This is a genomic window from Actinomadura chibensis NBRC 106107, from assembly GCF_001552135.1.
GTDB classification, from domain to species: Bacteria; Actinomycetota; Actinomycetes; order Streptosporangiales; family Streptosporangiaceae; genus Spirillospora; species Spirillospora chibensis.
Window position 1 is genome coordinate 52,370 of the sequence record NZ_BCQP01000036.1, and the last position, 21,942, is coordinate 74,311.

A 21,942-nucleotide genomic window follows, 5' to 3' on the forward strand; every position below is an offset into this window, starting at 1 on the left:
CCGCTGAGCGGATCGACAAGCACCTCCGGCAGGACGCGGGGTCGGCGAGTGCGGCGCCGGTCAGGTGGCCAGGCCCGCGCGGTGGGCGAGGATGACCAGCTGGATACGGTCGCGGGCCTTGAGCTTGCCGAGCAGGGCGGCGACGTGGGCGCGGGCGGTACCGGGGGCGATTCCGAGCTGGGCGGCGATCTCGGCGTTCGACAGGCCGTCGGCCACCAGGAGGAGGACCTCGCGTTCCCGCGCGGTGAGGTGGGGGAGGGAGCCCGGATCGGGTGGGAAGGGACGGGTGCTGAACGTGGTGATCAGGCGTCGGGTGATGGACGGGGACAGCAGCGCGTCGCCGCGGTCGACGATCCTCACCGCGTCGAGTAGTTCACGCGGCGGGGTGTCCTTGAGCAGGAAGCCGCTGGCTCCGGCGCGCAGGGCCGCGTAGACGTACTGGTCCAGGTCGAAGGTGGTCAGGACCAGGACGCGGGAGCCGGTGATCCGCCGGGCGGCCTCCACGCCGTCCATGACCGGCATCCGGATGTCCATGAGCACCACGTCGGGGCGCAGCTCACGCGCCAGTGCGACGGCCTGGGCCCCGTCGGCGGCCTCGCCGATGGCCTGGAGGTCGGGCGCGGTGTCGATGATCCCGGCCAGGCCCGCCCGCACCAGGGCCTGGTCGTCGGCGACGAGGACCCTGATCATGAGGGGAGCGGGAGGACGGCCCTGACGCGGAAGCCGCCTTCGGGGAGCGGGGCGGCGTCGAGTGCGCCGCCGTGGACGAGTGCGCGTTCCCGCATGCCCAGCAGGCCGTGTCCGGGGCGGTAGCCGCGCGGCGCCCCGCCGCCGTGGTCGGTGACCTGGACGGTGAGCGTGTCCGACGTCCGCCGGACCAGGAGGTGGGCCCGCTCGACGGCGGCGTGTTTGATCACGTTGGTGAGGGCTTCCTGCGCGATCCGGTAGGCCGACAGGTCCAAGGGCGCGGGCAGGCCGTCGAGCGGGCCGTCCAGTTCGAGCGCGACCTGGACCCCTGCCCGGGCCGTCTGGTCGACCAGTCGCTGAAGGTCGCCCAGGCACGGCGCGGGGCCCAGGCCAGGATCAGCGCCGACGCCGGTGGGGTCGGTCGTGGCGGGGCGGAGGAGGTGGAGGAGGGCGCGCAGTTCGTTGAGCGTGTGCCGTCCGGTCGTTTGGATCGTGGTCAGCGCGGCCTGGGCCTTGTCCGGCTGGTCGAGGGCGATCAGGGCGCCGTACCCGGCCTGGACGGTGATCACGCTCATGCCGTGCGCGAGCAGGTCGTGCATCTCGCGGGCGATCCGGAGCCGTTCGTCGGTCGCCGCCTGCTCCGCGCGGGCCCGGGCCTGGCGGCGCTGGATGCCCAGCGCATGCCCGGCCGTCCAGATCAGCAGGTAGAGCAGGGTGAAGGCGACCGCGCCGCCCCGGTGCCGGAAGTCGGGCAGCGCCGTCGTCCAGGCGCAGGCCAGCGCCAGGGCGAGGGCGGCGTAAGCGTACGGCCCCGACGCCAGGGGCCACAGGACGTAGCCGAGCGCCGCCAGCCCGGCGACCGTCGAGGGCGGGTCGACGACGCGGACCAGGCACAGCCCGGTCAGCAGCAGGCCGAGCGCGAGCAGCGGCCGGCGCCGGCCCAAGGCGATCGGCAGCGAGAACAGCACGACGCCGGCCGCGAGTCCGAGCGCCGCGGCCATGCCCCGGTCCGCGTGGTTGCCCATCATCAGCGCAGCGGGCACTGCGAATGCGACCGCCGCCACCCGGTCTCGCACGTGCGGTGCCAGGACGGCCGTGACCGTGGCCTTCAGCCGCTCCACCGGACGCGCGGTTCCGGGCGCCCCTGGCCGGTCCTGCCCTTCCGCGAGTGCCGGACGATCGTTCATCGCCCCAGCGTAAGAGGGCTATCGCGGCGTCCACATCCCTCCGGAGACCTATGCCTACAGGCAGAGACCCGGGCCCGGGGGCAGAGCGCCCAGACCGCTCCGGCGGCGGACGCGCTCGGCGCCCAAGGGCCGACACCGTGGACGTACCTACCAAGGAGGTACGAGTGCTCGAACTACGCGAGGTCACCAAGACCTACGGGCGGACCACGGCGGTCGACCGGCTGTCGGTCACGATCCACCCCGGGAGGGTCACCGGCTTCCTGGGTCCCAATGGCGCGGGCAAGACCACGACGATGCGGCTGCTGCTCGGCCTCGAACGGCCGGACGCCGGCGCCGCGCTGGTCAACGGCCGCCCCTACCGTGCGCTCGCCCGTCCCCTCCGCGAGGTGGGCGCCCTGCTGGACGCGGGCGCCGTCCATCCGGGACGGACCGCGCGGGCCCATCTGGGCTGGCTGTCGGCCGCGGCCGGGCTGGAGCGGTCACGGGTCGCCGAGGTCCTGGAGCTCACCGGGCTGACCGGGGTCGCGGGCCGCCGCGTCGGCGGCTTCTCCCTCGGCATGCGGCAGCGGCTGGGCCTGGCCTCGGCGCTGCTGGCCGACCCGCCGACCCTCATCCTGGACGAACCGGTCAACGGCCTGGACCCCGAGGGCGTCCGCTGGACCCGCGACCTGCTGCGCGGCCTGGCCGCGCGGGGCCGGACCGTCCTGGTCTCCAGCCACCTGATCAGCGAGATGGCGCTGACCGCCGACCACCTGGTGGTGATCGGCCGCGGCCGGCTGCTGGCCGACGCGCCGCTGGCCGCGCTGGGCGAGGGCTCGCTCGAAGACGCCTACCTGCGCCTCACCGACCGGTCCGTGCAATACCGGGCGGGTGACCGGTGAAGGCCGCGATCCGGGCCGAATGGGCCAAGCTCCGGACGGTCCGCTCGACCGTCCTCGTCCCCGGCATCGCGGTTCTGCTGGGCCTCGGCGTCGGGCTCCTGGACGTCTCCTCCATCGACTGGACGGCCGTCGACCCGGCCTCGCTCGACCCGGTCAGCGAGTCGTTCGCCGGATTCCAGTTCGCCGAACTTGCGTTCGCGGCGCTCGGGGTGCTGGCGATCAGCTCCGAATACGGGACCGGGCTGATCGACACCACCTTCCTCGCCGTGCCGCGACGGCGCACCCTGTACGCCGCGAAGATCGTCGTCCTCGCGGCCTTCACGCTGACGATCTGCACGGCCAGCGCGTTCACCGCGTTCCTCCTCGGCCAGGCCGTCCTGTCCGGGCACCACGCGTCGGTCTCGCTCGGCGATCCCGGTGTGCTGCGGGCCGTCGTGTGCGCGGCGCTCTACATGACCGTGGTGACCCTGGTCGGATTCGCGGTCGGCACGCTGATCCGGCACACCGCCGGGGCGATGGCCGTCATGTTCGGCCTGGTGTTCCTGGCCTGGCCGATCGCCCGCGCGGTCGAGGGGGTCTCGACGCTGCCGAGCAAGCTGCTCCTGGTCAACGCGGCAGAGGCGCTGACCACGATCCGCCCGGTCACCGGCCCGCCCGCCGCACGCGTCCCGTCCACCGGCCTGGCCGCCGCGACCCTGACCGGCTACGCCGTCGTCTTCCTGACGGCCGCCTACTGGAGATTCAAGAACGGCCGCAGATGAGGACGCCATGCCAAAAGGTCAGCTCCGCGTTTTTTACTGGTCTCCGAACAGCCGCAACCGGGTCACATCGCGCGTCCGCCTGTCACTTCCGCCGTCGTTCCGGTCATGTATGAAGACAGGTCGGACGCGTAGAAGAGGGCGACGCCCGCTACCTCATCGGGTTCGCCGGCCCGTCCGAGAGGAACCTCTTTCACCTTGCTCTCCCACACCTCGGGGGCCAATGCCCGGGTCATGGCCGAGCGAATCAGGCCGGGCTGAATGGCGTTCACGCGCACACTGTGCCGGGCCAGTTCCTTCGCCGCTGATTTCGTCAGGCCGATGACGCCCGCCTTGGCCGCGGAATAGTTGGTCTGGCCGGGCAGCCCGATCTTGCCCGATATCGAGGACATGTTGATGATCGATCCGCGCTTCCGCGGGCGCATGACCTCCGCGGCGGCACGGATCCCGTTCCAGGTGCCCTTCAGATGAACGTCGATCACTTCGTCGAACTGGGTCTCCGTCATCTTCCACATGATCGCGTCCCGGGTGATCCCGGCGTTGTTGACCCAGATGTCCAAGCCCCCGAACGTGTCGCGCGCGAGGTCGGCGAGTGCCCTCACGTCGTCGACGGATACGACATCACACCCGGTGCCCCTTGCGCATCCGGTGCCGATCTCCTGGGCAGCCGCCTTCGCCTTGACGTCGTCCAAGTCGCCGATCACGACCCGCGCCCCATGCGAGGCGAAAGTTTGCGCGATGGCGAGTCCGATCCCCTGGGCGCCGCCGGTGACGGCGGCGACCCGCCCTTCGAGAAGATTCACGCGTCTGCTCCTTTGCCGGTCAATTCACGGGCCGACACGATGGCGGCGAGGTCGTCGATCCAACGGGCGACCTCCGGCGGCCGTTCGAGGAAGGGAGCGTGGCCGGCACCGTCGATCGGAATCAGGGCGCCGGCGAGCGCGGTCGACAATTCCAGGTGGGACTCGAACGAGACCGCCCGGTCCCTGGTGCCCCAGATGACGAACGTGGGCGGCGGGTTCTCGATCGGAGCCGGTTCATAGGCCGCCAGTGCCCGAAAGTGATTGGCCATGGTCGCGACCCCGCGGGCCTCGAAGTCGCAGACCCGAATTTCGAGCAGGTCACGGTCATGCTCGGCGTCCACCAGACCGGCGCGTGCCAGCTTGCCGGCGGCGGACTCGGGGGTCGCCTCCAGCATCCGGAAGAGCGAGCCGTCCACTCGGATTCCCGTGCCCGCGGCGATGAGCACCCAGCCGTCGATCCGCACCCGACCGTAGAGTTCGAGGGCGACCATCGCACCGAGGCTGGCGCCGACCAGGATGCGCGGCCCGCCCCTGTCCTCCATTTCACAGGCGATCGCGGATGCCATGGCCTGAACCGTGTCATGGTCCGGAATCGGAATGACGCGTCCAGGGACGAGCCGTTGGAGCGGCTCGAACGCGAGCCCGGCGGAGCCCGCGCCGGGAAGGTAGATCACTTCGGCGTTCACCGCGCGCCTCCGACCCGGAACTCGCCCTCCATGATCGTTCGGCTCGCGCCGCCCAACCCGACTTCGTAGGGGCCGGAGATCCTCAGCCCGAGGCGCCCCTGCCGTGCGGCGTCTTCCGGTCCCTGGGTCGCGACGACGTCGCCGCGCACCCCGTCCACCGATTCGAGGATGCCCACGCCGATCACGGCTCCGCCGGTCGCCGAGTCCTCGGCGCCGCCGAGCGACGATGTGAACACCCGCACGCGAATCGACCGGTCCTCGACCGGACCTGAGATGACGACTCCCGCGGCCTGATGCTCGGCGCACAGGTCCAGCACCTGGCCTGGCGTCAAATCGACCGCGTTGACGTGAGCCAGATCCTCCAGCCGGACATGGAGCCGGCTGCGCGCCTGCCGCAACACGGCCGCCCGGCCCTTCCCCTTGATGTTCGCCGGTACCGGCACCGGTTCCAACCGCGGACGACCCGCCAGGGAAGGCACGGCCCACGTCATTTCCGGCTCGCGGACGACTTCGAGCCGATCCCCTTCGGCGTGACTCACCTCCCACGTCTCGCCTTCGGGCACGTTCAGCGCCGAAAGAACCGCAAGCGATGTCTGAAAACACTGCTCCAGTTCTTCGTACGGGGAGAAGGTCCTGAGCGTGACGCGACGATCGGACAGTTCTGTCAGGAACCCGGTGTCGGGGACACCGAGGCGTTTCGCGAGCGCGGGAGCCCGCGCCATGTCGAATCCTTGGCCGACGATCGCCGTATGGTTCCCGCCGGCATCGCCCGAGCCGAAGACCCGTCCCAGCCAACCGTGATGGGTCGTCATCTCAGCCGCTCCTCCCTTCCTCGATCGCCGCGGTCGCCTCGATCTCCACATGAAGGTTCTCGTTCGCCAGGCCCGCGACGATGATCAAGGTGTTGGGCGGGAAACGGCCGTCGGGGAACATCCGCTCGTACACCTCCTTTCTCGCCGCGAGGAACGGAGCGAGGCTTTCCCGGGAGACGAGGTAGGTGGTGGACCTGAGAATGTCTCCGGGGCCGGCGCCGACGCCGGCGAGGGCGAGTTCCAGGTTGCGGTACGCGCGTGCCGTCTGGGCGCGAATCGACCCGTCGCCGGAGATCTCACCTGACTCCGTCACTCCCACCTGGCCGGCGAGATGCACGATCGCGTTCTTTCCCGCCGTCACGCTCAAGTGGGAGTAGGCGCCGGGTTCCGGAAGACCGGCGGGGCGGCGAATGTAATACGCGGCCCCGCCGGCGGAGCCTATGCGGTCGGACATGCGAGCTTTTCACCCGTCGCCTTCTGGACGAAACCATTGTCGATCAGTTTCGAGACCTCCGGCGCCTTCTTGATCAGGCCCTTCGCGGCCAGTTGGTCACTGATGAACGCGATGCTTCGCGCGTTGACCGTCAGGTCCTTCGAGAATCCGGCGGGGCGCGCGGCCGCCACGATGTCGGCGGGAATGCCCGTCGCGTCCGCGATGGTCTTGGTCACGCCTTCCTTGCCGGTCCCGCCGTCCATGGCGGCGGTGTACTGCCGGACCCCGCACGCGTAGGCGTTGACGAACTTCTGGACGGTCGGCTTGCTGGACGACGCCAGCTTCGAGCTGGTGAACAGCACCGCGATCTGGGCGAGCGGCGCGTAGTCGTCGCCGGTCATCAGGGGGACCGCGACGCCGTCCTTCTCGGCCTGTGTCGCCGTCGGCTCGCTCATCAGCCCCACGTCGACGGCCCCCTGCTTCAGCGCGAGGTAAAGGTCGCTGGGGGAGTAGTAGGTGATCTTCAGATCCTTGAGCGCCAGCCCGTTGCGCTCAAGGAGTTGCGATTGGTAAACCCATGCCGAGGTGCCCTCGGACGATGCGAACCCGATCCTGTGCCCCGCGAAGCCGGCCACATTCTTGATCTTCCCGGCGAGGTCCTTGCGCACCTCGATGATCTCTGTCGAGTGCTTCGGCTGGGACGAGTTCTTGTCGGCGATCATGACCATGGGGCGGCCCCTGTTCACCGCATTGGCGAAGCCGGCGCTGTACGCGCCCGCGCCGAAGTCGAGTTCTCCCGTGGCGAGGGGCGCCACCATGTCGGCGCCTGACTTGAACTGGACGAACTGAACGTCGAGCCCCTGGCCCTTGAAGTAGCCGGACGCCCGTGCCATGATCAATCCGGCGTCGGACATCTGCCCGATCCAGCCGATCTTGACCTTGCTCTTGACCGTCCCGACCGTGGATTCCCCCGAGCCGCACGCCGCGGCGCCGAGGGCGAATCCCAGCGCCAGGGCAGCACAAACAAAGGGCTTGTGTCTCATGGTGTTACCTTTCTTCGGCTCGCCGGGGCGGCCGCTCGGCGCGGTCCCGGGTTCGAGCCCCCTACCGCGTGTGAGGGTTCCAGGCGATCAGTCTTCTCTCGGCGATCCGGAGAAGAGCGGCCAGTATTCCGCCGACGATCGCGATCGTCGCGAGCCCGACGTACATCAGTTCGACATTGAAGACCTGCCACGAATTCCAGATCATGTAGCCGATCCCGCTCTGCGCGCCCACGATCTCCGCGAGCGTGAGCAGGATGAGCGCCTGGCCGAGGGCGAGTTGCAGGCCGGTCATCACGCTCGGCAGCGCGCCCGGAAAGGCGATCGTGCGGAAGTACTGGCGCCGCGTCGCCCCGGAATTGGCCGCCACGTCCTGGTAGACCTTGGAGATCTGGAGCACGCCGCCGGCGGCGTTTATCAGCACCGGGAAGAACGCGCCGAGTGCCACGAGAACCCATTTCGAGGGCTCGCCGAACCCGAAGATGAGGAGCATCAGCGGCATGATCGCGCTCTTCGGAATCGGATAGACGGCGGACACCAGGGGCGTGACCGCTATACGGAGCGGCCGCACGAAGCCCATGGTGAGGCCGAGCGCGAGGGCGGGGATCACGCCCATCGTGAAGCCGATCGCCAATCGGCGCATCGTGATGAGCAGGTTCTCCAGGAGCGCGCCATCGGCGGCGACGGACCAGAAGCTGCGCGCGATGCCGCTCGGCGGCGGGAAGAAGTCGGGGTCGATGGCGCCGGCTCTCGCGGCGATCTCCCACAGGACGAGCGTCCCGGCGACGGAGCCCGCGGCGAGCAGGCGATCCCGGCTCCCCCGGCCCAGCCGCGGCTGCCGGCGATCTCGGGAGCCGATCTTGACGGTGATGTCATCGCCGGGATCGACGCCGTTGGATCTCGTCAGGGCGTGCTTCGTCGTCATCATCGACCTCGCTGTTCGTTCGGCAGCTCGTCCTTCAACGAGTCCCAGATCTCGCCGACGAGTTCGCCGTACTCGGGGAGGTAGCGCAGGCCGAGCACGTCGCGAGGTCGCGCGAACGGTACGGGAATGTCCTTCTTGATCCGGCCGGGGCGTGCGCTCATCACGATGATGCGGTCGGCGAGCACGACCGCCTCGTCGACGCTGTGCGTGATGAACAGGACGGTCTTCTTCGTGGTGTCCCAGATTCTGAGCAGTTCCTGCTGCAGCATCGCCTTGGTCTGCTCGTCCAGAGCCGCGAACGGCTCGTCCATCAGCAGGACTTCGGGGTCGTTCGCGAACGCGCGGGCGACGGCGACCCGCTGCTTCATCCCACCGCTGAGCTGGTGCGGGTAGGCCGCGGCGAACTGCTGGAGCCCGGTCATTTCCAGGTACTTGTCGGTCTGCGCGCGCACGACGTCCTTCGACGCCTTGCGGATCTTCAGCCCGTAGCCGACGTTCTGCCGGATCGTCATCCAGGGAAAGATGCTCTCCTGCTGGAAGACGATCGTGTTCTCCGGCCTCGACCGGTCATACCGGCGGACGCGGATCTCGCCCTGGTCGTGTTTCTCAAGACCGCCCAGGATTCGCAGGAGGCTGGTCTTCCCGCACCCCGACGGGCCGACGATGGCCAGGAACTCGCCCCGCCGGATGGTGAGGTTGATGTCGTCGAGGGCCACGACCTCGCCGGAGCGGAGGGGAAACGCCTTCGACACGTGGTCGATCTGGATCTTCACGGCCGGATCCAGGAACCGGTCGCCCGGCGCCGCGGCCGCGGACTCATTCACCGGCTGCTGCATTCTCGTCCTCCAGGGCCCAGCAAACGAATTCCGCGCCCGCGGCGTTCGCGACACGCGCCATTTCCAGTCGATCGGCGAAAGCCGTGAAACCATGAGTGCCGTGGGGATACACGTGTAGGGCGACCGGGTTTCCGGCGGCCGCCCATCGGGCCGCCATGAACAGCGAGTCGTCGAGCAGCGGGTCGAGCGTTCCCACCGAGATCCGCGCGGGGGGCATACCCGTCAGGTCCGCCCAGATCGGTGAGACGTCGGGCGAGCGCCGGTCCACGCCGCCCGGAAGGTAGTGGCCATAGAACCATTCGAGCATCGGCGTGGAAAGCAGCAGGTCGAGTTCTCCCCAAAGCCGCTGCGAGGGTGTCATCGCGCAATCGAAGACCCCGTAGACGAGGTTCGCGCCGCGGAAACGCCCCGCCAGCCCTTGCTCGCGCAGCCTCAGCAGCGTCACGGCGGAGAGGTTCCCGCCCGCCGACTCGCCCCCGATGACGAGCCGGTCGGTCCCGAATCTGTCCGCCGACTCGGCGATGAGCCAGCGGGCGACGTCCTCGCAGTCGTCGGGGGCCGCCGGGTAGGCGGACTCGGGCGCCTTGGCGTAGTCGACGCTCACGACGGCCACGTTCGCCGCGACCGCGAGCTCCCAATGGGCCTTGTCCTTCCGGTCCGCGGAACCGAGCACGAACCCTCCACCCGGGATGTGGAGGTAGACGCCCTCCACACGCGGCGGAACGAGAACGCGAACCTTGATCGGACCGCGCCGCCCGGGGACCAGCACATCTTCGGCGACGTCGAGCCGGCCGCTCTGCGGCCATCCGGTGCGGCCGGCGGCCCGCTCGGCGCGCACCTGAGCCGGAGTCAACGACGGGACCAGCGGAAACTGGTAGATGCGCTCCCGCAGGCCGGTGTTGAACTCGTCGGTCCGCGCGACGAGCTCCGCCAGCTCCGGGCCGTCGTCCGGCAGGCCCGACGCGACGGGTACCGCCGGTGCGCCCGTGAAGATCTGCGACATGGTCCCCACTCATTATCACTACTTGAGGATTCGATATCAGTGGACGGTAAGAGGGGGCTCCGATCGTTGTCAAGGGTTCGGCGAGATCGACTAGCGAGATCGGCTAGTACGCCAGCTGCAGCATCCGCTCCGAGAGGTCGCGGGCCGTCTGGACCACGCGCTGGTGGATCTCGTTCCTCTTCTCGCCGTCGATGCGGTAGGCGGGGCCCGCGACCGCGAGCGCCGCGGCTCCCGTGCTGTACCTGACGGGGGAGGCGACCGCCCAGACGCCCGGGTCGAGTTCGCCGATCGACTCCGCCCATCCTTGGGCGCGGATGGCCGCCAGCTCGGACTCCAGGGCCGGGCGCCGCGTGGCCAGCGCCGGATCGGAGGCGCACTGGGCGTCCAGGTAGGCGGCCGACTCGCCCTCGCCGGCGTGAGCCAGCAGCACCTTTCCGGACGCGCCGCGGTGCAGGGGGCGCGGGATGCCCGGCTCCAGCGCCATGCGCACGACATGCCTGGACTCGGCGGCGGCCACGACCACCGCCGAGTCGCCGATCCGCCTGGTGAGGAGTACGGACTCTCCCAGCTCGTCGGCTAGCGACCTCATCGTCTCACGGCTCAACTCTCCAAGATCGTTCACGGCCTGGGCCGCCCGGGCGACCGGCCCGATCAGGGGCGTGACCTGGTAAGCGTTGGAGCCAGCCTCCTCCAGCAGGTCCATCTGGCGCAACAGTGAGACGTACCGGTATGTGCTGCTCACGGGCATCCCGACCCCGGCCGCGATCTCCTGGATCGTGAGGCGCGGCCGCTCCGCCGAGAACTCCAGCAGGATCGCGAGGACTTTGCGCGCGCTCTCGGCCCCGGCCGCCTTGGTCGGCTTCCGGCGTGACGTATCCGACACCATGGACCCTTCCCTTGTGTTCTCATTCTGCGCGAAGCTACTCTCAAGGTCTGAGAATCAAGAGCCTCGACTTCCATCAGGGTAGCCGGACCCTCTGAGAACCTGATCACACAGAATGGGATTCGCCTTGCATGTGTCCCTGGGGGACGAAATCGCGTCTCACCTGAACGGGCAGCCGCATCCGCTCGCGGACAGGTATCTGCGGGCCGGGTGGTGGACGTCCTCCACCGTCCTTGACGACTTCCTCGCCAACGCCGCCCAGCGGCCGGACAAGATCGCCGTCACCCAGTGGGGGAGCGGAGCCGCCCCAAGCGTCCGCCTGAGCTTCGGCGACATCGCCGACCTCAGCGCCCGCCTGGCCGGTGGCCTGGCCTCTCGGGGAGTGCGATCGGGCGACGTCGTCTCCTTCCAGCTCCCCAACTGGTGGCAGTTCCCCGTCGTCGCGGTCGCGTGCGCGCGCATGGGCGCCATCGCCAACCCCATCCTCCCGTTCTTCCGCACGCGGGAACTCGCCATGGTGCTGAGCAGCCTTCGCTCGACCGTCTACATCGCTCCATCGCGGTGGCGAGGGCACGACTTCGAGGAATCACTGGAAGCCATCCGCCCGGACCTCCCTTACTTGCGCGGTGCCTACTACGTGGACTCGGAGGCTCCGGCGACCTCCTTCTCCTCGCTTCTCACCCAGCCGCCCGCGTCGCCGACCGGACCGGTCCAGGGCGGGGACGTCGCCGAGATCCAGTTCACTTCTGGCACGACCGGTCAGCCCAAGGGCGTCGTCCACACCTACAACGGCATCCGGACCGGATACCGGGCGGTCTCCTCCACCCTCGGCCTGACCGGCGACGACGTCGTCCTGACCATGACGCCGATGGCCCACCAGGTCGGCTTCCTCAACGGCTGCTGGATGCCCCTCGCCGAGGGGATGTCGGTGGTGTACCAGGACACCTGGGATCCAGGCGTGTTCCTCGACATCGTCACCTCCGAGCACGTCACCTACACCGCCGGGGCGACGGCGATGATGGTCGACGCGTGCGCCGCCGCCGAAGCCCGTGCGCTGCGGCCGTCGACGCTGCGCTACTTCAAGAACGGCGGCTCCGCCGTCCCGGCCTCCGTCGCGGAGCGCGTGACCCGGCTGCTCGGTGCGGACGTGGTCGTTTCGTGGGGGATGACCGAGAACGGCGTATGCACGATCACTCCGCCGGGGGCGCGCGGGGCGGAGCTGACGGACGGTCGCCCGGTCGCCTGGGCCGAGGTCAAGGTCGTCGACGACGACGGGAGCCCGGTGCGGCAGGGACGGTCCGGGCACCTCCTCGTTCGCAGCGCGTCCCAGTGTGTCGGCTACTTCCCGGGGGTCGAGCTGTACCCGTCCCTGATCGACCGGGACGGCTGGTTCGCCACGGGGGACATCGCCCGGATGAACCGAGACGGATCGATCAAGCTCCTCGGCCGGCGCAAGGATCTGATCATCCGCGGGGGCGAGAACATCCCGGTGCTGGAGGTCGAGTCCGCTCTCCGCTCGATTCCCGGAGTCTCGGACGTCGTCGTGGTCGGCGTCCCCGACGACCGCCTCGGTGAGCGCGCATGCGCGGTGATCGTGCCCGCCCCCGGTCACCCGCCGACCTCGCTCGACGTCGCGCGCGACCATCTGCGCGCTCTCGGGATGGCCAAGCCGTACTGGCCGGAGTCGCTGGTCCTGTGGGACGGCGCCTTCCCCACCACCGCGTCGGGCAAGGTCGCCAAGGCCGAGGTGCGCGCGCGGATCCGCGGCGACATCGGGGAGCGCGCCGATGAGCGTTGAGACCGCGGTCGCCGGCGGCGTCGCCGTGGTGACCCTGAACGAGCCGGCCACGCGCAACGCCCTGTCGCCGGAACTCGTGGCGGCGCTCTCGGAGACCTTGCGCGACGTCGGGGCGAGGCCGGACGTCGGCGCGCTCGTCCTGCATGGCGGACCGCGCGGCTTCTGCAGCGGGATGGACACCGGCTGGCTCGGCAGCGTGCTGGAGGAGCCGCTCCAGCCGCGGTCCTTCGATGCGATCACGCACGTCTACGAGGTCTTCGAGACCCTCCGCTCCGCACCGGTTCCGACCATCTGCGCGCTCTCCGGCGTCGCGATCGGCGCCGGTCTGAACCTGGCCTTGGCCGCCGACCTGTGCGTGGTGACGCCCGACGCGCTTCTCAGATCGGGTTTCGCGGCCCACGGCCTGCATCCCGGAGGCGGGCACCTCAACTCGCTCTCGGCGTCGATCGGGGCATACCGCGCCGCCGCCGTCGGGCTGTTCAACGTCGACATGAGCGGCGCCGACTTCGCGTCGGCGAGCGGCGCCGTCCTCATGGCGGACGACGCGGCCGTGCTCACCGAGGCGAAGAGGCTCGCCGAACGCGCCGGACGCGACCCCGAACTCGCGCGCCACACCACCGCGGCACTGCGCCTGACCCGGGACCTGCCGCCCCGTGCGGCCGCCGACGTGGAACGCGTCCGGCAGCTCTGGTCGTACGGGCGGCGCCGGTACCCGGAGCCGTCGGCCGACCGGCCGGGAGGGCCCGACCATGATCGAGACTGAGTCCCGCGGGGACGTCGTCGAACTCACCCTCGACCGTCCGCCCGCCAATGCCTGGACGCGCGACGGCGTCGCGGAACTCGGGGCAGCGGTCGACCGGATCATCGGCTCGCCCGAGACCCGGGCCGTCGTCGTCCGGGCCCGCGGCCGGCTCTTCTCGGCCGGCGGGGACGTCCGCGAAATGGTCGAGGTGCTTCGACGGCCGGATCCGGCGCCCGCGCTGGACCGGTTCTCGACCGAGATCCAGTCCGCGTTCGAGCGGTTCGCGAAGATCCCCTGCCCGACGATCGCCGTGCTGGAGGGAGCCGCTACGGGCGGGGGCCTTGAGCTGGCGCTCGCCTGCGACCTCAGAATCGCCGCGCGCGGGGCCCTGCTGGGCCTGCCGGAGGCCGGGATCGGGCTCGTCCCGGCCGGTGGAGGCACCCAGCGGCTGACGCGGCTCGTCGGCGAGGGCCACGCCCTGCGGCTGATGATGCTCGCCGAGCTCGTCGACGCGGACGCGGCGCTGAGCATGGGCCTCGTCCAGTGGGTCGAAGACCGGCGGCACATCGACGCGCGCGTCGCCCAGGTGGTCGGCGCGCTCCGCCGGGCCTCGGGCGACGCGCAACGCGAGATCAAGAAGTGCGTCGGAGCGACGACGGTCGCGGACGGTCTCGCCCAGGAACGCGCGAGTCAGGCGCTGCTGCACAGGACGGACGGCACGATCGCGCGTCTGCGTGCCTTCACGAGAAGAAAGTAGAGAACAGATGAAGAAGGAGCTGGACGGGCGTCTGGCGGTCGTCACCGGCGCCGGCGCCGGGATCGGTCGCGCCATCGCGGCGACGCTGGCGGGCAACGGTGCGGCCGTCGCGATCGCCGACGTCAACGTCGAGGCCGCACAGCAGGTGGCGGCGGAGCTCCGCGCCAGCGGAGGGACGGCCGCCGCCTTCGAGGTCGACGTGGCCGCCGAGGACAGCGTGCGAGCGCTCCAACGCCGGGTGGCCGCCGACATGGGGCTGACCGACATCATCGTGAACTGCGCCGGGTGGAACATCGGAAGGCCCTTCCTGGAGAACGAGCCCGAGTTCATGGACAAGGTGAACCGGCTGAACCTGATGGGGCCCATCTACCTATGCCAGGCGTTCCTTGAGCCGCTCGTCGCCGAGGGGCTGCCGGGCCGGGTCGTGAACATCTCGAGCGACGCCGGCCGGGTGGGCAGCCTCGGCGAAACCGTGTACGCGGCCGCGAAGGGCGGGGTGATCGCCTTCACCAAGTCGCTGGCACGCGAGATGGCGCGTCATCAGATCACCGTCAACTGCGTATGCCCCGGCCCGACCGACACCGACCTGTTCCGCGCTCAGCCGGAGAAGATCCAGGGCGCGCTCATCCGGGCCATTCCGATGCGGAGGCCGGCCCAGCCCGGCGACATCGCCAACGCGGTGGCGTTCTTCGCCGGTCCCGGCTCGGGCTATGTGACCGGACAGGTGCTGAGCGTCAGCGGCGGCCTCACCATGGTCGGCTGAGCGGCCGCCACGACGAGCGAGGAACGACACATGCCTCTCGAATCGAGGTCGGACACCGACCGCCGGCGCTATCTCGACGAGGTCGTCACCGTCGCCCGCACCGAGCTGCGGCCCGGGGACGGCGCCGACGACCCCTCCATCGACCGGCGGCTGCTCGCCAGGCTGGGCGAGCTGGGGCTCCTGCGGGACTTGTTCGGAAATCCCGGCGGCGAACCGCGGGACGCGGCGGCGCTCCAGCTGTGCCTGCTGCGCGAGGCCCTCGCCACGGTCGACACCCATGCCGAGACCGCGCTCGCGCTCCAGGGGCTCGGCGGCTACCCGATCCTCCAATCGGGCTCGGCCGTCCAACGCGAGCGCTGGATCCCGGGTGTCGTGAGCGGCCGCGTGGCGCCGGCGTTCGCGCTCACCGAGCCGGGAGCCGGGTCGGACGCCGCGGCCCTCGAACTCGCCGCCACCCCGGTGCCGGGCGGATGGCGCCTGGACGGGGAGAAGAAGTGGATCAGCAACGCGCCCGAAGCCGACGTCTACGTGGTCTTCGCCAGGACGGCCCCGGACGCCGGCGCTCGCGGAGTCACGGCGTTCCTGGTCGCGGGGGACGAGGCCGGGCTGAGCGGGGAACCGCTGCGCATGCTGTCGCCGCACGCGCTCGGAACGCTGCGGTTCGAGGGCGTGCGCGTCTCCGCGGACGACGTGCTGGGCGGCGTCGGGCAGGGGTTCCGGGTGGCGATGCGGACGCTGGACCTCTTCAGGCCCTCGGTCGGCGCCTTCGCGGTCGGCATGGCCCAGGCGGCCCTGGACGCCGCCGTCGACTGGTCCAGAACGCGGCGGATGTTCGGCGGCGTCCTCGCCGACCAGCAGGGCGCGGCGCACCTCTTGGCCGAGATGGCGACGCGGGTGCACGCCGCCCGTCTCACCGTCCACGACGCCGCCGAGGCGTACGACGCGGGCAGGGGGCGTTCGCCGGTCACGCTCACGGCGGCGATGTCCAAGTGGTTCGCCACCGAGCAGGCGCAATGGGTCGTCGACAAAGCGGTGCAGCTCCACGGCGCCCGCGCCCTGGAACGCGGCCACCTCCTTGAGCGCCTTTACCGGGAGGTCCGTGCCCCGCGGATTTATGAAGGGGCGTCAGAGGTCCAGTTGACCATCATCGCCCGCGAGCTGATCCGGGCCGGAAAACCGGCCCACAACGTCAAGGAGTACGACCGATGACCACCGAAAGCCGCCCGAGGACCTACCGTGCGTCCGCGCCGTTCACCGACGAATGGAAGCACTTCCGGTTCTCGATCGAATCCGGGTCGCCACCATCACGCTCAACCGCCCCGAGCGGCTGAACCCGCTCACCTTCGAGTCCTACGCCGACCTGCGTGACCTGTTCACGGAATTGCCGCACCGCACGGACGTCCGGGTGATCGTGCTCCGCGGCGAGGGCCGCGGATTCTGCGGCGGAGGCGACGTCAACGAGATCATCGGCGAACTAATCACGATGGACGCGAAGGACCTGATGGGCTTCACGAAGATGACCGGTGACGTCATCCGGCTCATGCGCGAGTGCCCGATCCCCATCATCGCCGGGATCCAGGGCATCGCCGCCGGGGCCGGCTCGGTGCTCGCGCTCGCCTCCGACTTCCGGGTGGTGGCCCGCTCCGGCAAGTTCGCCTTCCTCTTCACCAAGGTCGCGCTCTCCGGCGGCGACATGGGCGCCGCCTACCTCCTGCCGAGGATCGTGGGCGCCGGACGGGCGACCTCTCTGCTCATGCTCGGAGACACGATCGACGCCGAGACCGCCGACCGGTACGGGCTCGTGTCCGAACTGGTCGAGGACGACCGGCTCGACGACGCCGTCGCAGCCCTCGCCGCCCGCATCTCAAGCGGGCCGACCCTCGCCTACGCGCAGACCAAGTCGCTCATCACACGCGAACTCGACATGCCGATCGGCGCGGCGATGGAACTGGACGCGATGACGCAGGCACTGCTCATGACCACCGCGGACCACGCCGAGTTCCACGCCTCCTTCAACGCCAAGCGTCCCGCGAACTGGACCGGCCGATGAGCACGGCGACCGACTTCCTCATGATCGAGGCGGGCCTCACGCCGGAGGAGGCCGACATCCGCGACACGGTCGCCCGGTTCGCGAGCAGCGAACTGGCGCCGCACATCAACGAGTGGCACGACGCCGGCCGCGTCCCCCGCGAGCTCGCCCAGCGGTTCGGGCAGCTCGGCGTCCTCGGCATGCACCTCGACGGTCCCGGCTGCCCCGACATGAGCGCCGTGGCCTACGGCCTGGCGTGCCGCGAGCTCGAAGCGGTCGACTCGGGCATCCGGAGCTTCGTCTCGGTGCAAGGCTCGCTGGCGATGTACGCCATCCACCGATGGGGCTCGGAGACGCAGCGCGCGTCCTACCTGCCTCGGATGGCGGCCGGCGACGTCATCGGGTGCTTCGGGCTCACCGAACCGGACTCCGGCAGCGATCCCGGGTCGATGCGGACCAGCGCTCGGCTGGACCCGTCCGGGGACTGGATCCTGAACGGCACGAAGATGTGGATCACGAACGGCACGATCGCCGACATCGCCATCGTGTGGGCCCGTGATCACGACGGTCTCGTCCGGGGGTTCGTCGTCCCGACCGACACCCCCGGGTTCTCGGCCACGGTGATCCAGCGGAAGCTGTCGTTGAACGCGTCGGCCACCGCCATCCTGAACCTGGACGACGTCCGCCTTCCCGCAGCGGCGCTCCTGCCCGCGGCGCAGGGCCTCTCCGGCCCGCTGAGCTGCCTGAACGAGGCCCGGTTCGGCATCCTGTGGGGAGTCGTGGGCGCCGCCAGGACGTGCTTCGCGGAGGCCCTCGACTACTCGCTCGTCCGGCGGCAGTTCGGCAGGCCGCTGGCGGCCTTCCAGCTCTCCCAGCGCAAGATCGCGGAGATGGCGATCCTCGTCAACAACGCGTCGCTGGTCGCCTACCACCTCGGCCGCACCAAGGACGCGACCCGCCTGAGCTCGGCCCAGGTCTCCTACGGGAAGCTGCACAACGTCCGCGCCGCCGCCGAGGTCGCGCGGATCGCCCGCGGCCTGCTCGGGGCGGCGGGCATCACCCTCGACCACGCCACGATGCGGCACCTCGTCAACATGGAGACGGTCGCGACGTACGAGGGCACCGAGGAGATCCACGCCCTCAGCATCGCGGGGGAGCTCACGGGCATCCGGTCCTTCCGATGACCGGGACCGTCCGGACGTGCCTGGTGACCGGTGGGAGCCGGGGAATCGGCGCCGCGGTCGCGACGCGCCTGGAACTCGAAGGGCACCGCGTCGCCCGCGTCTCCAGGACGGGCGCCGGAGCGTCGGAACGTTCCATGTCGGTCCGCGCCGACCTGACCGACGACGCTCAACTGGAGAGCGCGATCCAGGAGGTGGAGGACCGGTGGGGCCCGGTCGAAGTCCTTGTCGCGAACGCCGGGGCGGCGGCGGAGTCCCCCATCGTGGACGAGACCGACCAGACGTGGCAGGGCCTCCTCGACCTCAACCTGAGCGTTCCGTTTCGCCTGATGCGCCGGACGCTGCCGGCGATGACGGCGGCGGGCTGGGGCCGGATCGTCGCGATCGGCTCGGTGGCGTCGCTCCGCGGCGAGCCGCGCCTCGGCGCCTATACGGCCGGCAAGCACGGCCTGCTCGGCCTCGTGCGCTCGGTGGCGGCCGAGGTGGCGAAGGACGGGGTCACCGTCAACGCCGTGTGCCCCGGGTACGTCGACACGGCCCTGACCCGCCGAACGGTGAAGGAGATCGCCCGGCGCCTGGACGAGTCCGAGGACCGGGCGCTGCTCCGGCTGGCCCGCAGGCACCCCATCAGGCGGCTGGTTCGTCCCGACGAGGTCGCCGACGCCGTCCGGTTCTGCATCGGCAACGCGGCGCTGAACGGGCAGTCCATCGTCCTGGACGGCGGCTCGGTCCAGTCCTGACCACCGCGCGCTTCCCCGTAGAAAAACCTACGTGGTAGTATGTTTCTACTTCCCGGAGAAAAGAGCTCATATGCGTGAAGTCGTCATCGTCGACGCTGTCCGGTCGCCGGTCGGCAAGCGCAACGGCGGGTTGGCGTCCATGCACTCCAACGAGCTGCTCGGCGGCGTCCTCGCCGGGCTGCTCGCGCGGTCCGGCCTCACCGGCGCCGAGGTGGATCACGTCGTCGGCGGATGCGTGGTGCAGCTCGGCATGCAGGCGGCGAACGTCACCCGCAACGCCTGGCTCACCGCCGGCCTCCCGCCCGAGGTGCCGGCGGTGACGGTGAACGCGCAGTGCGGCTCGTCGCAGGAGGCCCATCTGATCGCGCAGGCGATGATCGCGGGCGGTCTCGCCGACGTCGCGATCGCCTGCGGGGTCGAGGTGATGAGCCGGGTCCCGCTCGGCAGCAACATGCCTCCGGGCGGGCCGTACGGCGACCCTCGCGGCGGCAGGTACGCCGAGGTCCACGAGCCCACGATCCAGTTCGAGGCGGCCGACCGGATCGCCGAGCGCTGGCGGCTGGGCCGCGAGGCGCTCGACGCGTTCGCGAAGACCTCCCAGGACCGCGCCGCGCTGGCGTGGGAGCGGGACCGCTTCGGCGGGCAGATCGTCCCCGTCGACGCCCCGGTCGTCGGCGCGGACGGCGAGATCGTCGGTACGAAGACGATCACGCGCGACGAGGGGCTCCGGCCGACGACGCTGGACGGTCTCGCCGGGCTGCGGCTCAACCAGCCCGACCGGGTGCCGCCGAGCCTCCATACCGCGGGGAACTCCTCCCAGATCTCCGACGGGGCCAGCGCGGTGCTCCTGATGAGCAGGGAGAAGGCCGACCTGCTCGGGCTGCGGCCGCGGGCGCGCGTCGTCGACTCCGTCCTGGTCGGGTCCGATCCCGTCCTCATGCTGACCGGGCCGATCCCGGCGACCGCGAGGATCCTGGCGCGGACCGGTCTGGCGCTGTCCGACATCGACGTCGTCGAGATCAACGAGGCGTTCGCCTCGGTCGTCTGCGCCTGGGCGAAGGAGCACGGCGCGGACCTCGACCGGGTGAACGTCAACGGCGGCGCCATCGCCCTCGGCCATCCGCTCGGCGCGACCGGGACCATACTGATCACCAAGGCGGTCCACGAACTGGAGCGCGCCGGGGGCCGCTACGCGCTGATCACGATGTGCTGCGGCGGCGGGCTCGGTACCGGGACCGTCCTCGAACGGCTTTCCGAGGACCATCCGCGGGACGTCCTCGACGGAGCTGAGCGCTGATGGCCGACACGACGTCTCGGCCCTGGATGACGGGCGACGCCGCCGACCTGTTCGCGATGGCGACGGACTTCTTCGACCGCGAGGTCCCGGCGCGCAGGGAGCGGTGGGAGGCGCAACGCCGCGTCGACCGCGACTTCTGGCTCAGGTGCGGCGAACTCGGGCTGCTCTGCGCGAGCATCCCCGCCGAGTACGGCGGTGGCGGCGGCACCTTCCTCCACCAGGCGGCGATCCAGGAGGCCTACGCGCGGCACGGCGACCGGTCCTGGGGCAACTCGATGCACAGCGGAGTCGTCGCCGACTACGTCCACCGGTACGCGACGGAGGAGCGGCGGCGCCGCTGGCTGCCGAAGATGGCCACCGGCGAGCTCATCGGGGCGCTGGCCATGACCGAGCCGTCCGCCGGTTCCGACCTCAAGGCGATCCGCACCCGGGCGGTGCGCACGGACCGCGGGTGGGTCATCAACGGGTCCAAGATCTTCATCACCAACGGCGGCAGCGCCGACCTCGTCGTCGTCGCGTGCTCCACCGACCCGGCGAAGGGGGCCAAGGGCATCTCGCTGATCGCCGTCGAGACCGCGGACGCCGCGGGCTTCAGCCGCGGGCGGCCCCTCGACAAGCTCGGCCAGCACGGCGCGGACACGAACGAGCTCTTCTTCGACGACGTCCTCGTCCCGGCGGAGAACCTCCTCGGCGAGGAGGGCGACGGCTTCGCGATGATGATGCGCAACCTGCCGCAGGAGCGTCTGATCATCGGCATCACGGCGGTCGCCGCGACCGAACTGGCGCTCTCGGTCACCACCGACCATGTGAAGCGGCGCGAAGCCTTCGGCGGCCCGCTGATGGAGAAGCAGCACGTCCGCTTCGAACTGGCCGAATGCGCCACGCTCGCGAAGGTCGCCCGCACTTTCCTCAACGAGTGCATGGCCACCCACCTGTCGACCGGACTGGACCTGGCCACGTCGGCCATGTGCAAGTGGTGGCTCACGAACGTCCAGTGCCAGGTGATCGACAAATGCCTGCAACTGCACGGCGGATACGGCTACATGACCGAGTACACGATCGCCCGGCTGTACGCCGACGCCCGCGCGCAGCGCATCTACGGCGGCGCCGACGAGATCCAGAAGGAACTGATCGCCCGCTCCCTCTGACCCGGCGGAAAGGGCCCCGGGCACAGGACGGGCGGCACCGGCTTCGATCGAAGGGCTTTGGCATGACCGTGTCCGAGAAAGGCGGCCCCCGCCATTTCGGCAGCATCGACGAATTCCGCGCCTGCGCCGGGGAGGAGATCGGCGTCGGCGACTGGTTCGAGATAGACCAGGACCGCATCGACGCGTTCGCGGAGATCACCGAGGACCGGCAGTGGATCCACGTCGATCCCGCGCGCGCGGCGTCGGGCCCCTACGGCGCGACGATCGCGCACGGCTACCTGACGCTGTCGCTGATCCCCGTGCTGGGCCGCGGGATCTACACCGTCGGCGGCGTCCGGATGTCGGTCAACTACGGGCTCGACAAGGTCCGCTTCCCGCGGGCGGTGACGGTCGGCAGCCGGATCCGGTCCCGCGCGACCCTGGTCAGCGCCGACGACGCCGACTCGGGCGTCCGGGCCGTCGTCCGCCACACGATCGAGATCGAGGGCCAGGACAGGCCCGCCTGCGTCGCCGAGACCGTCCGGCTCTTGGTGCCGTGAGCAGCGCCCCGTGA

23 protein-coding genes and 1 pseudogene are annotated in these 21,942 nt (G+C 70.5%); 13 read left to right on the forward strand and 11 right to left on the reverse strand.

Going from position 1 to position 21,942, the window contains the following annotated elements:
• Nucleotides 1-60: 60 nt before the first annotated feature.
• A complete protein-coding gene (locus ACH01S_RS20585) occupies nt 61-690 on the reverse strand; it encodes a response regulator (protein WP_067893643.1) in 630 nt (209 codons plus the stop codon).
• Nucleotides 687-1,874: a sensor histidine kinase gene (locus ACH01S_RS20590; protein ID WP_148344068.1), complete on the reverse strand. Its 1,188-nt coding sequence runs from the start codon at nt 1,872-1,874 to the stop codon at nt 687-689. The genes ACH01S_RS20585 and ACH01S_RS20590 overlap by 4 nt, the downstream gene beginning before the upstream one ends.
• 164 nt (nt 1,875-2,038) lie before the next feature.
• Here ACH01S_RS20590 and ACH01S_RS20595 point away from each other — a divergent pair.
• Nucleotides 2,039-2,674, forward strand: a pseudogene (locus tag ACH01S_RS20595) (ATP-binding cassette domain-containing protein); the annotation flags it as partial.
• 77 nt (nt 2,675-2,751) lie between these two features.
• Nucleotides 2,752-3,516, forward strand: a complete 765-nt coding sequence (locus tag ACH01S_RS20600) for a DUF2705 family protein (protein ID WP_067893650.1) — start codon at nt 2,752-2,754, stop codon at nt 3,514-3,516.
• Between the two features lie 62 nt (nt 3,517-3,578).
• Here the strand turns inward: ACH01S_RS20600 and fabG are convergent, their stop codons facing one another.
• The 9 genes from fabG to ACH01S_RS20645 all read right to left on the reverse strand — a co-directional run bounded on the left by fabG (nt 3,579) and on the right by ACH01S_RS20645 (nt 10,937).
• Nucleotides 3,579-4,316 carry a 3-oxoacyl-ACP reductase FabG gene (fabG, locus tag ACH01S_RS20605; protein ID WP_067893652.1) on the reverse strand — a complete coding sequence of 246 codons (738 nt, stop codon included), beginning with the start codon at nt 4,314-4,316 and terminating at the stop codon, nt 3,579-3,581.
• A complete protein-coding gene (locus ACH01S_RS20610) occupies nt 4,313-5,002 on the reverse strand; it encodes an alpha/beta fold hydrolase (RefSeq protein WP_067893654.1) in 690 nt (229 codons plus the stop codon). The genes fabG and ACH01S_RS20610 overlap by 4 nt, the downstream gene beginning before the upstream one ends.
• Entirely contained in the window at nt 4,999-5,814 is an 816-nt protein-coding gene (locus ACH01S_RS20615; protein ID WP_067893656.1) for a PhzF family phenazine biosynthesis protein, read from the reverse strand. The genes ACH01S_RS20610 and ACH01S_RS20615 overlap by 4 nt, the downstream gene beginning before the upstream one ends.
• Nucleotide 5,815: 1 nt before the next feature.
• A complete protein-coding gene (locus ACH01S_RS20620) occupies nt 5,816-6,268 on the reverse strand; it encodes a RidA family protein (RefSeq protein ID WP_067893657.1) in 453 nt (150 codons plus the stop codon).
• Nucleotides 6,253-7,290, reverse strand: a complete 1,038-nt coding sequence (locus ACH01S_RS20625) for an ABC transporter substrate-binding protein (RefSeq protein WP_067893660.1) — start codon at nt 7,288-7,290, stop codon at nt 6,253-6,255. The genes ACH01S_RS20620 and ACH01S_RS20625 overlap by 16 nt, the downstream gene beginning before the upstream one ends.
• A gap of 61 nt (nt 7,291-7,351) precedes the next feature.
• Entirely contained in the window at nt 7,352-8,215 is an 864-nt protein-coding gene (locus tag ACH01S_RS20630) for an ABC transporter permease (RefSeq protein ID WP_218010330.1), read from the reverse strand.
• Complete coding sequence (locus ACH01S_RS20635; protein WP_246236411.1) at nt 8,212-9,036, reverse strand: ABC transporter ATP-binding protein; 825 nt, start codon at nt 9,034-9,036, stop codon at nt 8,212-8,214. Before ACH01S_RS20635 ends, ACH01S_RS20630 begins: the two co-directional genes overlap by 4 nt.
• On the reverse strand, nt 9,029-10,051 hold the full coding sequence (locus ACH01S_RS20640) for an alpha/beta hydrolase (protein ID WP_067893664.1): 1,023 nt from the start codon (nt 10,049-10,051) through the stop codon (nt 9,029-9,031). Before ACH01S_RS20640 ends, ACH01S_RS20635 begins: the two co-directional genes overlap by 8 nt.
• A 103-nt stretch (nt 10,052-10,154) precedes the next feature.
• Entirely contained in the window at nt 10,155-10,937 is a 783-nt protein-coding gene (locus ACH01S_RS20645) for an IclR family transcriptional regulator (RefSeq protein WP_083980915.1), read from the reverse strand.
• 130 nt (nt 10,938-11,067) lie between these two features.
• Here ACH01S_RS20645 and ACH01S_RS20650 point away from each other — a divergent pair, with 130 nt between their 5' ends.
• The 11 genes from ACH01S_RS20650 (at nt 11,068) to ACH01S_RS20700 (ending at nt 21,928) form a co-directional block, all read left to right on the forward strand.
• On the forward strand, nt 11,068-12,732 hold the full coding sequence (locus ACH01S_RS20650) for an AMP-binding protein (RefSeq protein ID WP_246236541.1): 1,665 nt from the start codon (nt 11,068-11,070) through the stop codon (nt 12,730-12,732).
• Entirely contained in the window at nt 12,722-13,495 is a 774-nt protein-coding gene (locus tag ACH01S_RS20655) for an enoyl-CoA hydratase/isomerase family protein (RefSeq protein ID WP_067893666.1), read from the forward strand. Before ACH01S_RS20650 ends, ACH01S_RS20655 begins: the two co-directional genes overlap by 11 nt.
• Nucleotides 13,482-14,231, forward strand: a complete 750-nt coding sequence (locus ACH01S_RS20660; RefSeq protein WP_067893667.1) for an enoyl-CoA hydratase/isomerase family protein — start codon at nt 13,482-13,484, stop codon at nt 14,229-14,231. The genes ACH01S_RS20655 and ACH01S_RS20660 overlap by 14 nt, the downstream gene beginning before the upstream one ends.
• On the forward strand, nt 14,209-14,994 hold the full coding sequence (locus tag ACH01S_RS20665; protein WP_246236410.1) for an SDR family NAD(P)-dependent oxidoreductase: 786 nt from the start codon (nt 14,209-14,211) through the stop codon (nt 14,992-14,994). The genes ACH01S_RS20660 and ACH01S_RS20665 overlap by 23 nt, the downstream gene beginning before the upstream one ends.
• Nucleotides 14,995-15,024: 30 nt before the next feature.
• Nucleotides 15,025-16,203 (forward strand): acyl-CoA dehydrogenase family protein, encoded by a 1,179-nt coding sequence (locus ACH01S_RS20670; RefSeq protein WP_067893673.1) that lies wholly within the window; start codon nt 15,025-15,027, stop codon nt 16,201-16,203.
• A gap of 52 nt (nt 16,204-16,255) precedes the next feature.
• The gene (locus ACH01S_RS20675) at nt 16,256-17,044 is read left to right on the forward strand and encodes an enoyl-CoA hydratase family protein (protein WP_246236409.1); all 789 of its coding nucleotides are present in this window, start codon (nt 16,256-16,258) and stop codon (nt 17,042-17,044) included.
• Nucleotides 17,041-18,207: an acyl-CoA dehydrogenase family protein gene (locus ACH01S_RS20680; RefSeq protein WP_067893675.1), complete on the forward strand. Its 1,167-nt coding sequence runs from the start codon at nt 17,041-17,043 to the stop codon at nt 18,205-18,207. Before ACH01S_RS20675 ends, ACH01S_RS20680 begins: the two co-directional genes overlap by 4 nt.
• On the forward strand, nt 18,204-18,944 hold the full coding sequence (locus ACH01S_RS20685) for an SDR family NAD(P)-dependent oxidoreductase (RefSeq protein WP_067893677.1): 741 nt from the start codon (nt 18,204-18,206) through the stop codon (nt 18,942-18,944). The genes ACH01S_RS20680 and ACH01S_RS20685 overlap by 4 nt, the downstream gene beginning before the upstream one ends.
• A 70-nt stretch (nt 18,945-19,014) precedes the next feature.
• The gene (locus ACH01S_RS20690; protein WP_067893680.1) at nt 19,015-20,241 is read left to right on the forward strand and encodes an acetyl-CoA C-acyltransferase; all 1,227 of its coding nucleotides are present in this window, start codon (nt 19,015-19,017) and stop codon (nt 20,239-20,241) included.
• Nucleotides 20,241-21,389, forward strand: a complete 1,149-nt coding sequence (locus ACH01S_RS20695; RefSeq protein WP_067893681.1) for an acyl-CoA dehydrogenase family protein — start codon at nt 20,241-20,243, stop codon at nt 21,387-21,389. The genes ACH01S_RS20690 and ACH01S_RS20695 overlap by 1 nt, the downstream gene beginning before the upstream one ends.
• Before the next feature lie 62 nt (nt 21,390-21,451).
• A complete protein-coding gene (locus ACH01S_RS20700) occupies nt 21,452-21,928 on the forward strand; it encodes a MaoC family dehydratase (protein WP_067893683.1) in 477 nt (158 codons plus the stop codon).
• The last annotated feature ends 14 nt before the right edge of the window (nt 21,929-21,942 follow it).